The sequence below is a fragment of the Azospirillum sp. genome, from assembly GCF_050789165.1.
Genome location: NZ_JBOZRT010000021.1, coordinates 61094 through 74185 on the forward strand (window position 1 = coordinate 61094; position 13092 = coordinate 74185).

General features: G+C 69.6%; 13 protein-coding genes. 2 read left to right on the plus strand and 11 right to left on the minus strand.

Features of this window, described 5'->3' with window-relative positions:
* Nucleotides 1-153 precede the first annotated feature (153 nt).
* From ACRWK7_RS04105 to ACRWK7_RS04120, 4 genes are all read right to left on the minus strand, one after another.
* On the minus strand, nt 154-1470 hold the full coding sequence (locus ACRWK7_RS04105) for an aspartate aminotransferase family protein (protein WP_431854912.1): 1317 nt from the start codon (nt 1468-1470) through the stop codon (nt 154-156).
* Between the two features lie 6 nt (nt 1471-1476).
* A complete protein-coding gene (locus ACRWK7_RS04110) occupies nt 1477-2514 on the minus strand; it encodes a phosphotransferase (RefSeq protein WP_431854913.1) in 1038 nt (345 codons plus the stop codon).
* Nucleotides 2515-2604: 90 nt separating this feature from the next.
* On the minus strand, nt 2605-3288 hold the full coding sequence (locus ACRWK7_RS04115) for a GntR family transcriptional regulator (RefSeq protein WP_431854914.1): 684 nt from the start codon (nt 3286-3288) through the stop codon (nt 2605-2607).
* Between the two features lie 145 nt (nt 3289-3433).
* Nucleotides 3434-4888, minus strand: coding sequence for an L-lactate permease (locus ACRWK7_RS04120; RefSeq protein ID WP_431854915.1), 1455 nt, complete (start codon nt 4886-4888; stop codon nt 3434-3436).
* Between the two features lie 327 nt (nt 4889-5215).
* Here ACRWK7_RS04120 and ACRWK7_RS04125 point away from each other — a divergent pair, with 327 nt between their 5' ends.
* Nucleotides 5216-6922 carry a VTT domain-containing protein gene (locus tag ACRWK7_RS04125; protein WP_431854916.1) on the plus strand — a complete coding sequence of 569 codons (1707 nt, stop codon included), beginning with the start codon at nt 5216-5218 and terminating at the stop codon, nt 6920-6922.
* A gap of 58 nt (nt 6923-6980) precedes the next feature.
* On the opposite strand, the gene ACRWK7_RS04130 is transcribed toward ACRWK7_RS04125, so the two are convergent.
* The 5 genes from ACRWK7_RS04130 to petA all read right to left on the minus strand — a co-directional run bounded on the left by ACRWK7_RS04130 (nt 6981) and on the right by petA (nt 10668).
* A complete protein-coding gene (locus tag ACRWK7_RS04130) occupies nt 6981-7784 on the minus strand; it encodes an alpha/beta fold hydrolase (protein WP_431854917.1) in 804 nt (267 codons plus the stop codon).
* 110 nt (nt 7785-7894) lie between these two features.
* Nucleotides 7895-8788, minus strand: coding sequence for an RNA polymerase sigma factor (locus tag ACRWK7_RS04135; protein WP_431854918.1), 894 nt, complete (start codon nt 8786-8788; stop codon nt 7895-7897).
* 132 nt (nt 8789-8920) lie between these two features.
* Complete coding sequence (locus ACRWK7_RS04140; protein ID WP_431854919.1) at nt 8921-9703, minus strand: Crp/Fnr family transcriptional regulator; 783 nt, start codon at nt 9701-9703, stop codon at nt 8921-8923.
* A 51-nt stretch (nt 9704-9754) separates the two neighbouring features.
* Nucleotides 9755-10015: a hypothetical protein gene (locus tag ACRWK7_RS04145; protein WP_431854920.1), complete on the minus strand. Its 261-nt coding sequence runs from the start codon at nt 10013-10015 to the stop codon at nt 9755-9757.
* A gap of 95 nt (nt 10016-10110) precedes the next feature.
* Complete coding sequence (petA, locus tag ACRWK7_RS04150; protein ID WP_431854921.1) at nt 10111-10668, minus strand: ubiquinol-cytochrome c reductase iron-sulfur subunit; 558 nt, start codon at nt 10666-10668, stop codon at nt 10111-10113.
* A 146-nt stretch (nt 10669-10814) separates the two neighbouring features.
* Here petA and ACRWK7_RS04155 point away from each other — a divergent pair, with 146 nt between their 5' ends.
* Nucleotides 10815-12323: a DegQ family serine endoprotease gene (locus ACRWK7_RS04155; RefSeq protein ID WP_431854922.1), complete on the plus strand. Its 1509-nt coding sequence runs from the start codon at nt 10815-10817 to the stop codon at nt 12321-12323.
* 92 nt (nt 12324-12415) lie between these two features.
* Here the strand turns inward: ACRWK7_RS04155 and ACRWK7_RS04160 are convergent, their stop codons facing one another.
* On the minus strand, nt 12416-12811 hold the full coding sequence (locus tag ACRWK7_RS04160; protein WP_431854923.1) for a hypothetical protein: 396 nt from the start codon (nt 12809-12811) through the stop codon (nt 12416-12418).
* 11 nt (nt 12812-12822) lie between these two features.
* Nucleotides 12823-13092 (minus strand): cytochrome C oxidase subunit IV family protein, encoded by a 270-nt coding sequence (locus ACRWK7_RS04165; RefSeq protein WP_431854924.1) that lies wholly within the window; start codon nt 13090-13092, stop codon nt 12823-12825.

Genomic DNA, 13092 nt, shown 5'->3' on the forward strand with positions numbered 1-13092 from the left:
GCTGGCCTGCAGGACACCAGCGGGTGTGTGTCCACAACCCACTCGGCAACCGTCAGCCGTCGTCCTGGACCCACTGGTCCATGGGAACCTCCGTGCCGCATGGCGCCGGAGGTCCACGGATCAGATCCAGCACAATCCCTATCGAAATAGGAACTAAAGCGCCGTCAGCACCTCGTCCAGCGTGGCAAGGAACAGCTTGGCGTCGTCCGATGAGAACACCAGCGGCGGGCGAATTTTCAGAATGTGGCCTTCCTGCCCGGTCGCGCTGATCAGCACCCGGCGTTTGCGCATGCCGTTGACCACGCGGGCGGTCTCGTCGGACGCGGGCGTCTTGAGCGCTCGATCACGGACCATCTCGACGCCAATGAACAGGCCGGTCCCCCGCACGTCGCCGATCAGGTCGTGTTTGCCGGCCAGAGCGCGCAAGCCCTCAATCATCTCGGCACCGACGGTCAGGGCGTTCTCCTGCAGCCGGTCCGCCTTGATGACCTTCAGAACGGCATGGGCCACGGCACAGGACACCGGGTTGCCGCCGAAGGTGTTGAAATAGCGCTGGCTTTTGCCGAACGCCTCGATCACCTCCGGTCGGAACACCGCACCGGCCACCGGATGGCCGTTGCCCATGGGCTTGCCGATCGTCACGATGTCGGCCACCACGTCATGGCGGGCGAAGCCCCACATGTGCGTCCCCAGCCGCCCGAAGCCAGGCTGCACCTCATCGGCGATGAAGATGCCCCCGGCCTTGCGCATCGCCTCCACCGCCGGAGCGAGGAAGCCGGCCGGATCGGTGAAGACGCCGCTGCTGGAGAAGATGGTATCGACCAGCAGCGCCGCCGGCCTGATGCCCTTTTCCCTCATGTCGGCGATGGCCGCCTCCACGGAGCGGGCGAAGGCGGTGCCCACCTCGGCCTCCGGGATGCGATAGCTGTCCGGAGACCGCACCACCCGGACGTGATCCCCCAGCTTCGCCGCCGGGCCGAGCGAGGGCGACATTTCCGCGAGCGCCGAGGTCACCCCGTGATAGGCGTTGTGGGCGATGACGACGCCCGTTCCCCCCGTGTGGACGCGGGCGACGCGCAACGCCAGGTCGTTGGCTTCGCTGCCGGTGCAGGTCATCATCAGCTGCGACAGTTCGGGCGGGAACTCCGCCAGGAAGGCCTCGGCAAAGTCGAGAATGCCCTCGGTCAGGTAGCGCGTGTGGGTGTTCAGCACGGCCGCCTGCTTCGCCATCGCCTCCACCACCTCCGGCCGGCTGTGCCCGACCGAGGCGACGTTGTTGTAGGCGTCCAGATAGCGGTTGCCGTCGGGATCATAGAGGTAGGATCCCTCACCCCGCACGATGTGAACCGGATCGGCGTAGAACAGTCGGTATGCCGGGCCGAGCAGCCGCTCGCGGCGGGCGATCAGGGCGCGCTCGCGCTCCGGCAGGGAACCGGCGGCATCGGGCGCGTAGGCGTTGACCATGGTCATGGGGTGTCACCCTTCCTGGCAGGCATGATGGAGCAAGCGGTGCGCGGTGGCCGCCTCTTCGCCGGTCAGCCGGTCGAGGCCGACAAAGGCACGTTCAGCGTTGCGCAGAATGTAGGCGCGGTTCTCTGGGTACTCGGCCGCCCGCCAGTTCGTGATGCCGATGGTCAGGGCAAGGCGGGCCGCCACCAGCTCGGGCAGCAGGTTCACCTCCTCTGGCGTCAACGGAAGCACGGCGTTGTAAGCGCGGGTCATGGCGACCATGGAGCCGAAGGGAGTCTCGCCGCTGGCCACGTGGTAGGCGAGCGCCGTCGCCAGATCGTTGACCAACGGCGCCCTCAGCGCGTCGCCGAAGTCGATGATTCCGGTAACCACCTCATGGCCGACGGGATCGACGACGGCGTTGTGGGGGTTGAGGTCGTTGTGAATGACCTGCTGCCGCAGCGCGGGCAGGCGGGGGGCCACCTCTTCGGCGAAGCGGGCCACGAACCGCTCGACCATGCGCCGGCGCGGCCCGGCCTCCACATAGTGCAGCCGGTCGCGGATGCTGGGGGTGCGCGTGATGTCCCACAGCAGATCGCGCCGCGAGCCGGGGTGTTCGAAATCGGCCAGGGCGACATCGAGCCGGGCTAGGGTCGTCCCCAGCGCCCGCATTTGCCCCGGCGACGCCGGAGCGGCGTGGAGCGGCGTGCCCTCGAGATAGGTCAGCAGCCGCAGCACCATGGCGCAGCCATCGACCTGGACAGTCGCCTGCGCCTCCCCCTCCAGGGTCCGCACGACGCGGGGCACCGGCAGTGTGGCATCACGTTCAGCCAGGTGCAGCATCGCCTCGGTCTGGAAGCTGGTGACGACCTGCGGCTCTGCCGGGTTGGTGAATTTCAGCACGTACCCTTGCCCGTCGGGGGCCACAACGTGGAAGTTGCGATCCCGCTCGCTGGAGAGTTCGCGCACGATCCCGGTTACGCCGAAATGCCGCAGCCCCGCTGCGCCGGCGTCCTCCGGAGAGATCGGCGGCACGACGGTGGTCAGTACATCCCGCGGCGCCATAACCGATGCCTCCTCATTGCTGGTGGGTCTTGATATTTGATGCATCATCTTGAGGTGGGAACAGCCTGAGAACTTGCCGGATTTGGGGCATCAAGAAGCGAGAGCCGTGGGGCTGGCTGCGTCGATCCGCTCCAGAATCGGTCCGCTGGCCAGCAGAATGTCTGTTTGGATCGCGCGAGCGGCGGCTGGCCCATCGTGACGACGAATGGCCTCCATCAGAGGATAATGGTGGTCGATCATCGTGCGCCCGGCGCCGGCGTAAACGTCGGCGATCAGCGGCCCCATCTGGAGCCAGAGTCGCCGCAGAATATCGCGAAGCACAGGCATGTCCGCAATTTCCGCCAGCTCGAAATGGAATGCCTGATTGAGTTCGGTGGCCAGCGGAATGCTCCCGGCGGCGATCGCCGCTTCATTGCGTCTCAGAAGCGCTTCCAGGGCCTGGACCTGGGCCGGAGTGGCCCTCTGGGCCGCGCGCTCGGCGGTCAGTCCTTCGAGATTGACGCGGATGTCACGGATCTCCAGGTAGAGCGCTCTGGTCAGCATCGGAACGCGAATGTCGCGCGGTGAGCGCAGCACCAGAGCCTGATCCTGCACCAAGCGGAGGATGGCATCGCGCACCGGCGTGACGCTCGTTCCCAGTCGTTCGGCCAGATCGCGGATTTTGAGGCGATCGCCTGGTTTGAACACGCCCTTCATCAAGGCCTCGCACAACTTCTGGTAAATTGTGCTGCCGAGATTGTCGTGCTCAAGCAGGGCCAGATCGTACGCCGTCATTGCCCACCCTTTGCCCGATCCGGAACTTGTTGCATGATGCATCATAAAGTTCCGTGCATAAGAGATCAAGGCGCCAATTCGACGGTGAGGCGGATTGTGCTGCGCGCCCACTGCGACCAAGCTCGGGCCGCCGGCGTCGCGATATCTACGAACAGGCGCTCACTCCAACCGCCACGACGATGACGGCGAGCAGGGACAGGACGGACGCCACCCCGATGGGCAACGCCAGACGATAGATATCCCCCTCGGCCTTCACCAGTCCGAGGAGGCCGGCGGCCAGGACGATGCGGCCGGGGGTCAGCATCGTGCAGATGCTGCCCGACACCGTCTGCACCGCGGCGATGAGCATCGGCGGCAGGCAGCTCTCGGCCGCAAGGCTCAGCTGGATATGCATCATCAGCGCATTGGAGGCGGTGTTGGAGCCGGTCAGCGCCCCGGCGGCCGCGCCGAAAACCGGCGTGGCCAGCACCGCCAGGTGTCCGGCGACGTTCTGCCACGCCTGGCCGAACATTGCAGCCCCGCCCGAGGCGGACATGAAGCCAGCCAGCTCGACGAAGACCAGGGTCGCGGCCATGGGGACCACGGCCGCGCGGAGGGCGCCGCGGGCAACCTCTCCCGCCCGGCGTCCGGGCAATCCGGCGAGCAGTATGGCGGCCACCAGCACCAGCCACGTCGACGGATGGCGCAGCAGCGCGAGCGGTGCAAGGCCGCCGAACGGGTCGAGCACCAACCAGCTCCCGGTCCAGTTCGAGAACGGTGGCACGAGCCGCGTCGCCATCAAACCAGAGACCAGCAGGACGTAGGGCCACAGCCGTCCAAGGAGGCGCCGGATGTCCGCGCCACCGCGAAGAAGGCGCGGCCCTTCCACCAGCAGGAGCATGAACCCCGTCGCCAATCCGCCTCCCAGCTCCGGCGCGATGAAGCGATTGGTCGCCCAGATCAGCGCGGCAAGGCACACGAGGAGGGCAAGGTCGGTCGCCCGGTCGGCCAGCGTCGAGCGCAGGCCCGCCCGATGGATGAGGCTCCAGAACACCGGCAGGAGGCATGGCAGAACGGCCGCCATCAGCAGCGCGCTCGCCGTCCCAAGCTCCGCGAAGGAAACGCCGATCAGTTCGGCGCCCACGCGTGTCCCGACACCCATGGCCCCCCACGGCGCCAGCACCTGGCTGAACAGGCCGAGGGCCGCCGCCTGGATCGCGGGCAGCCCCATGTGGCGCAGCATGGCAAGAGCGACGACCAGACCGACACCGAAGCCCGTGACGGATTCGGCAAAGGGGCCGACGAGGAAGCAGGCGACGAACACGGCCCGGCGGCGGTTCTCCTGCGCCATGGCCTCCGCTTGCCGGGGCCTCGCCTCGAAGGCGCGGTGGAACAGCAGGCCGGCGGCGATGATCGACATGGCGTGCCACGCAAGCCACGCGCCTTCGGCCGCCTTGACGGCCACCGTTCCCAACGCCGCATCGAATGAGGGCTGTACTGAGATCAGCATGGCGAGCGCCATCGCCATTCCGGCCACCCCCGCGTGCAGGAGGCTGACGCGTCGGGAGACAAGAAGAAGGACGGTGCCGACAAGCGGCATCATGTGAAAAGCGAGCGTCATGATCGGGAAAGGTAGCCACGGAGGATGCCGGCCAGCCCGCAGCGAGGCGGGGGCGTTGGCATACTAGTATACCGACGCCGGCAATGTCTTGCCAGGGATTTGCCTCGAAGCCGCCGCCGGTCGGACCGGGACAAGGGGCCCGCGGGCGGTCGTCGTCCTGCGCCACGTCGCTCCGCGGTTCAGTTCAAAGCGGCACGGCGACCGGCACCGGGTCGCCCGGTCCGACCGCAGACATGCTCTCTGTTGAACTTTGCGGCGTCGCTCTGCGTTGACCCCGAAGGACGCACGACCGGGCGCTAGCCGCCCGATTGCTTCAGGAACGACGCCGTGGCCGCCGACCTGCTTTCCCTGATCCACCGCATACCCTTCGCTCTTCCTCTGGCGTTGGCCGCCTTGACCTTCCTCCACGAGGACGTGGCCATTGCCACCGCCGCCGGGCTGATCGGTGTCGGCACCATGACGTTCGCCGCGGCCACGTTGATCCTGCTGGCCGGCATCGTCAGCGGGGATTGCGTCATCTATGCGCTCGGACTGCTGTCCAGGCGCGTCGTCTGGTTGCGGCGTGCCACGGAGCGCTCGGCTTTCGCCCGCCTCCATGCGGCGCTGGAACGGAATCTGCTGGCCACCATCATCACGGCGCGCCTGATGCCGGGAATCCTGTTCCCCATGTACTTCGCCTGCGGCGCCATCCGGATCCCGTTTATCCGGTTCCTGTTGATGACGCTCGCGACGGCGGTGTTCCACGTCTGCCTCCTTCTTACGCTTCTCAATTCGTCGGCCGCCGTGTCGGCGCAGAGCGTACGCGTGGGCGGAGTGGCCGTCGCTGCGCTGCTGATCGCTTTGCGAACGCGGTTCGGGCAGGCGCTGGCGGGAAAGGCGGCGGCCCGGGTCGGGATCCCGTTGAAGGACGCGTTGTCGGGCTGGTTGGCCGGACCGCGCGCGACCGGAGCGGTGCGCCTGCCGGGGATGCCGCCGATTTCCGCCGGGTACCGCCCCATCGGCCTCGCCGAGCGTATTCCGCCGCTTCTGTTCTATGTGCCGCTGGCGGTGCAGTGGCTGGCGCTCGGCCTGCGCCACCGCAGTGTGACCCTGCCCACCGCGGCCAACCCTTCGATCGAGGCCGGCGGCTTGCTCGGCGAGTCGAAGCACCGCTGCATCGAGCTGATCGGCCCCGGCGGCCGGCCCTGGGTCGCGGCCAGCACCGCCATCGTCAACACCGTCCCCTGGCCGGCCGGGGCGGCGGAGGCGCTGGTTGCCGAGGCGGGACTGACCTTTCCGCTGGTCGCCAAACCGGACATCGGCTGGCGCGGCTTCGGCGTGCGGCTGGTGCGCGGTGCGGCGGAACTGCAGGCCTATCTGGCGGCGATGCCGCGGGGGTGCCGCGTCATCCTGCAGGCCTACGTTCCGCACGCGGGGGAGGCCGGCATCTTCTATGTCCGCCATCCGGGCCGCGCACGCGGCGCCATCGTCTCGCTGACCCTGCGCTATTTCCCGCATGTGGTCGGCGATGGCGCTTCGACCCTGGACCAGCTCATCGAGCGCGATCCCCGCGCCGCGTGGAAGGGAAGGCTGCACCGCGCCGCCCTGGGCCGCCGGTTGACCGAAGTTCCGGCGCAAGGCGAGGTGGTGCGGCTGGCGCTGGTCGGCAGCAGCCGGGTCGGCGGGCTGTACAAGGATGGCCGGTCGCTGATCACGCCGGCGCTCTGCCGGCGCTTCGACACGATCGCCGACGCGATGCCCGGCTTCCACTTCGGCCGGTTCGACGTCCGCTTCGCCTCGGCGGAGGCGTTGGCGGCGGGTGAGGATTTCCGGATCATCGAAGTCAACGGAGCCGGGGCGGAGATGATCCACGTCTGGGATCCGGACAAGCGCCTGATGGAGGTCTACGCCGACCTGTTCCGCCAGCAGGCGCTGATGTTCGAGATCGCCGCCGCCAACCGCGACCGGGGTGTGCGACCTTTGTCCCTGCGCGGCTTGATCGGGTACCAGCAGCGCCAGCAGCGCCTCCTGCGCGCCTACCCGCCATCGAACTGAGGGGGGATGGCCCGACGGGGAACACGCGATCGCGCGTGGCGCCCCGTGGCCGTGCCGCTCAGCCCCCGTCCCGATCAGCAGCGGCGACGAGCGCCTGGAGGGCGTCTCGGATCACCGCGTCGTGCCGGTCGTCCAGGAAGTGATCGCCCCCGGGGACCGTGACGACGGTCAGTGTGCCGCTTCCGGCCAGGGCCCGTTCCAGGAACGCGACGTTGGCGTAGGGCACCAGAGGATCCGCCGTTCCATGCACCACCGTCACCCTGGTGCGCAACGACCCCAGGCGTGGGGCGAGATCGGCCAGCTGGCCTTTGAGGGCCAGCAGCTCGCGGTTCGAATTGCGGATGGCGCGCGGCAGCAGCCCGGCGATCATCGGCCGGGCGGCGACCCGCTGCAGCCAGTGGACCCGCTCCAACTCCGCGGACAACGCGCCGCCGATGAGAAGCACGCCGCCCGTCAGGTCGGGGAAGTCCAGAGCGGCGCGCACGGCGATCGGCGCTCCCATCGAACGTCCAACCAGGATCGCCTTGCCGGCGGCGGTCGCCGACAGCAGGGGATGCAACGCCGCGGCCTGCACGCCCAGGTCGATCGGAACGTCGCTCGGTCCGCTGCAGCCGAATCCCGGGCGGTCGGGCGCCAGCCATTGCTGACCCGCCGGGACGGACCGCAGGAACGGCAGCCAGTCTTCCGCCTGGCTGGGGCTGCCGTGGATCAGCACCACGCGGCGCCCCGACGGATCGCCGGCCGCGAGATAGCTGAGTTCGGTCGCGAGCGGCGGGGTCTCGCGGATGGAGTGGCGCGCGATGCCGGCGCGGACGTCCCCGGGCGCCAGCTTCGGACGGCGATGCAGGAGGGCCCAGCTCACCGTTCGTGCCGCGTCCCTGATCCATCTCCGGTCGAACCGGAGGGCTTCCGATCGATGTCCGGCCATGGCGTCTGCCCGTTCGACTCCGTCACGTTCGGCTCGCGCGAGCGTCAGGGGTGGCGCTGCAGGGCCGCAATGACGATGGGCTCCTCCCGCACCGAAGGGAAGTCCGCGTTGCGCTCGATCCGGGCGAGTGCCTCCTTGATCTGGCGGCGGCGACGCCGTTGCGGATATCGACGCTGACGTTGGCGGTGTCCGAACGGCGGGCCGCGGCCGAAGGTGGTCTCCCGCGCCGGCACCCGGAACGGCCATCCCCATGTGAGAACGGGGGGCGCATCGGGGGCGGGGATGTCACCCGGCGGGGGCGGGCGACGGAGGCGCGCCACGCAGGCCGGCAGCGCGGATGGACGCTGACGACGCGCGGCCGGCGCGGGAGCGGGCGAGGGGAGCGGTGCGGCGGCACGTGGCTCGCCCCCGCCCTGGACCGGCCTGGGCGCCGGACGGGCCGGCACGGTGCGTGGTGCGCGCCGGCGATGCTCCATCGTGTAGCGGATCTGGTCGCGCACGCGGGAAAGCCGCGAGCGGATGGTTCCGACCGGCACGCCGAGGTGTCGGGCGGCGTCCTGGTAGGACAGGCCGTCGATGGCCACCAGCGTGACCAGGGCCCGTTGCGGCGGCGGCAAGGCGCGGACGGCCTCCTCCGCTTCATCGAGGGCGATCCGCGCCGTCTGCGGCGGCGGCACGACGACGTCGTGCTCTTCCAGCGCCACCTGCGGGCAACGCTGAAGGCGCCGCCGCTCGGTGTAGAACAGGTTCTTGAGGATCGTCGTCAGCCAAGCCTCCAGGTTTGTGCCCGGCTGGAACTTGTCCGCATTCTTCAGCGCCCGTTCCAGGCAGTCCTGGACCAGGTCCTCCGCGGCGGCGTGCCCCCCCGTGAGCTTGTGGGCGTAGCGTTGCAACGCGGGAATGCACGTCACCAGTTCCTCGTCGAAAGGCGTGGGCATGCCAGATCCTGCGTGTCCGAGGGTGGATGGCGAGCGGCGGGCGCGATGGCCCCCGATCATCGAATCCAACTCGTCACCACCGGCGGGGTTCCGGTCTTTCGGAACATATGTGCCGATTTAATGTTCGGCCGCTCAGAGGATCAGGCGCTGGATCCGCTGCGCCAGCGACGAGTAGCCCGCGAAGCCGATCAGCTGGTCGCGATCGAGGATGGTGAGCCGCCCGCCCTCGACATGGGCCAGCCGCCGCTCGCGCAGTTCCGCCAGGGAGCGGTTCACGTGCGTGCCGGACAGGCCGGTGGCGTCGGCGAGATGGCGGCGGCGCAGCGGAAAGTCGCAGCAATCCTCCTGAAGCTCGCCCGCCTCCTCCAGCCGCTCGGCCAGTTCGAGCATCAGGTAGGCGATGCGCTGGGGCCCAAGGGTGCGCCCCAGCACGGCGAGGCGGCTGTCGGCGCGACGCTTGTCCTCCGCCAGGGTGTGGATCAGCGCCCGGTTGAGGGATGGGAAGCGGGTGCACAGCTCGTCGAGCGAGGGAGCCTTCAGCCGGCACAGGACGACCGGGGTCAGGGCGGTGACGTCGTAGTCCCAGTTGCCGAGCATCGCCACGTGCAGGCCGAAGACGTCGCCGGGCAGCAGGAACTCGACGATCTGCCGCGAGCCGTCGTTCAGCCGGATCGAGCGGAAGGCCCAGCCCGCGTGGAGCGTGTAGATGAAGCCGCCGGCCGGCCCGGCGCCGAGCAGCCGGGCTCCCGCCGGACGGAGAATCTGGCGGTCCTTGAGCTTGGCGACGTAGCTCAACTCGGCGTCGTCGAGCGGCTTGAAGATCCGCGACCGCCGCAGGATGCAGTCCTGGCAGGCCACATCGGGCGTGCGCCGACGCGCTGTGGTGGCCTCGCTGCCTTCGGACGTCTGCTCCATGGACCGCTCACGCGAGAAAGGAAGCCCCCACGGCCCGGACGGACCGGGGCCTCAGTGATCCCGGTCCGGCCCGTGCCGCCTTCCGGCCTCCATATGGTCCCTGCGCAAGCGCCGTGCAGCGTCCTCGTCGCCGATGAAGGCGAGGAAGGAATCGGCGGCCCGGTCCCAGGCGTCGCGCTCCTCGCCGGGCTGCGGCTCGTAGCCCGGACCGTGGTGGCCGCCGAACCCGTACGCGCCGACCCAGTCCTCGTCCGGGCTCGCTCCGCGGGCTTCCGCCGGACCCGGATGACGATCGAAGAGTTTCCTACCCATGTGCGTCTCCCCGGTCGGTCCCCTGCCGGCCGCAAAATGAGGTCGGTTCGCCAACGACGCCGCGCGGCGCGCGTTCCACACACGGTCCGGGCGGGTCAGCCGAGCCGGATGCGGGTGTCGCTGATGAACGCGTACTGCGGCACGACCAGGTTGGCCGGGGCCGGACCTTTGCGGATACGGCCCGAGGTGTCGTATTGCGACCCGTGGCACGGGCAGAACCAGCCGCCGTAGTCGCCGCGCGGGTCGGTCGACTTCTGGCCCAGCGGCACGCAGCCCAGGTGCGTGCAGACCCCGACGACCACCAGCCATTCCGGCTTGATGACGCGCTTGTCGTCGGGCTGCGGGTCGGGAAGGTCGCCGGTCTTGACCGAGCGGGCGGCCGCGATCTCCTCGGGCGTGCGGTGGCGGACGAACACCGGCTTGCCGCGCCACGTCACGGTGATGGCCTGCCCGACCGCGACCGACGCGAGGTCGACCTCGATGGAGGCGAGCGCCAACGTGTCGGCGGCCGGGTTCATGCTGTCGATCATCGGCCACAGCGCCGCGGCGGTACCCACGGCTCCGACCGCGATGGTGGTGAGCTGAAGGAAATCCCGCCGGGTGCCGTGCGCGTCCGCATCGGTCGGGCTGGTCGTCGGCATCGGTTCGTCCATGGCGGCTCTCCCTGGCGCGCGGCCTTCCGCGCCTGCCGCCAACGATGGCCGCAGGAGGCGGTTCCCCGGAGCGCGGGACGAGTTGGCGCGCCAGTCGTTGGCGCGGCGAAGCCGGCAAGCGGCCGGCACTCTGAGGGAAACGAACCATGTCCAACCAACCTGAACCGGGCATCCGCGCGCCGGGCGCCGTCCACCGGATCCTGCTGGCGGCGGGGATTGCGGCCTGTGCGGTCCTCGCTCCGCCGGCGCACGCCCAGGCGCCGTCGCTCAACCAGGGGCCGGCTGCCGAGACGGCCATCGACCGCCTGCCCAGCTTCCGCCCGATGGTCGAGAAGGTCATGCCGGCGGTGGTCAACATCTCGGTGATCGAGCGTGCCGACACCGAACAGACCGCCCAGGCCGGCCCCGGCGTGCCCGAAGGCATGCCCTACGACGAGATGCTGCGCCGCTTCTTCGGAGGCCCCGACCAGTCGCCGCCCGACCTGGGCCCGCGGATGGCGCTGGGCTCCGGGTTCATCATCAGCGCCGACGGCTACGTGGTCACCAACAACCACGTGGCCGGGGATGCCGAGAAGGTCACGATCATCTTCCAGGACGGCTCCCGGCACCCGGGCAAGGTGATCGGAACCGACGACAAGACCGATCTGGCGCTGCTGAAGATCGACGCCGCGAGCCCGCTGCCGTACCTGACGTTCGGCGACAGCGACGACGCCAAGCCCGGCGACTGGGTTGTGGCCGTCGGCAACCCGTTCGGCCTCGGCGGGTCGGTGAGCGCCGGAATCATATCCGCGCGCGGGCGCGACCTGCACTCGGGGCCGTACGATGACTTCCTGCAGCTCGACGCGCCGATCAACCGTGGCAATTCGGGCGGGCCGACCTTCAACACCCGTGGCGAGGTGATCGGCATCAACACCGCCATCCTGTCGCCGAGCGGCGGCAGCGTCGGCATCGGCTTCGCCATCCCGTCCAACCTCGCCAAGTCGGTGGTGGCCCAGCTCCAGGCGCACGGCAAGGTGACGCGCGGCTGGCTCGGCGTGGCGATCCAGGAGGTGACGCCCGACATCGCCACCGCGCTGGGGCTGAAGGAGCCGCAGGGCGCGCTGGTCACCGACGTCACCGAGGGCGGGCCGGCGGCCAGGGCGGGCGTGAAGCCCGGCGACCTGATCGAGGCCTACGACGGGCAGCCCATCCGGCAATCGCACGACCTGCCGAAGCTGGTCGCCGACACCGGCGTCGGCAAGCCGGCGCGCCTTACCGTCCGCCGCGGCGGCAAGGACGAGACGCTCACCGTGAGCATCGCCGAGATGCCGATCGACCGTACCGCGAGCGGCAGCTCCGGTGCCGAACCGGGCGGCGCGGCGCTTGGCCTCGCGCTCAGCGACCTGACGCCGCCGCTGGCGCAGCAGCTCCATCTGGCCGACGGCACGAAAGGAGCGCTGGTGGTTGCGGTCGAGCGGGACGGCGTTGCCGCGGCGGCCGGCATACGCCCGGGAGACGTCATCGAGCAGATCGACCAGGAGCCGGTGCGCGATGCGACCGCGGCGGCCAAGCGCCTGACGGCGGCGCTGGAGCACGACAAGCGCGCCCTGCTGCTGATCGACCGCGCCGGCCAGCGGCGCTTCGTCGCCGTCTCCACGGAAAAGGGGCACGGCTGAGGACGACGCGCGACGCCGGCGTTTCCGGAGAGGGCGCAAAGGAGGTGATGTGGAAGGTCTCCTCCCGCGATCGCGGCGGGAGGGGCCAGGGCTCAACGCTCGGCATATGGTCGCCGGGCGGCCTTCTGCCGTTTGCGCACGCGCGCCAGATCGTCGTCGCAGAGCATCCGCCCGAGTTGGACGACGGCGTCCAGATCGCCATCGATGAAATGGCCCTGCCGGTCCCGGCGCCGGATCGCCTTGACCGAGGGATAGCCGTCGGCCTCCGCCATGTCGTCCAGGCCGAACTCGATATCCCCGGCGGTGAAGGTCACGATCGGGACGCCGGTGTGGGATCGTCCGTCCAGGGAACAGCGCAGCGTGCCATGCGGGACCGTGAAGGGCCAATCGCCTTCCCAGTCGCTCCGCGCGATTGCCTCCTCGTGCAGGGGATCCCCGCATCCGGCGACCAGCAGCGAGACGAGGAGCAGGAGCGGGACGCGGTGCATGCACGCCCCCTTCACCGGGTGACGTAGTCGCTGAGCGCCAGACCGAACAGGATCGCCAGCCACAGCGGGGCCGTCGCGCCGGCCAGCCGCACCAGGGGCCGGGTCCGTCGGAGATGCATGTAGAACCACAGGATCAGCGCGGTCTTGGCGACGGCGATGCCGAGGTTCAGCACACCGTTCCAGGTCCCCCAGTGCAGGAAGGACACACCCAGGGTTGCCGCCAGCAGCGCCATCAGCGCCGCCCACACCAGCACGAAGGTCGCCGTCTCGCTCCTTGGCAT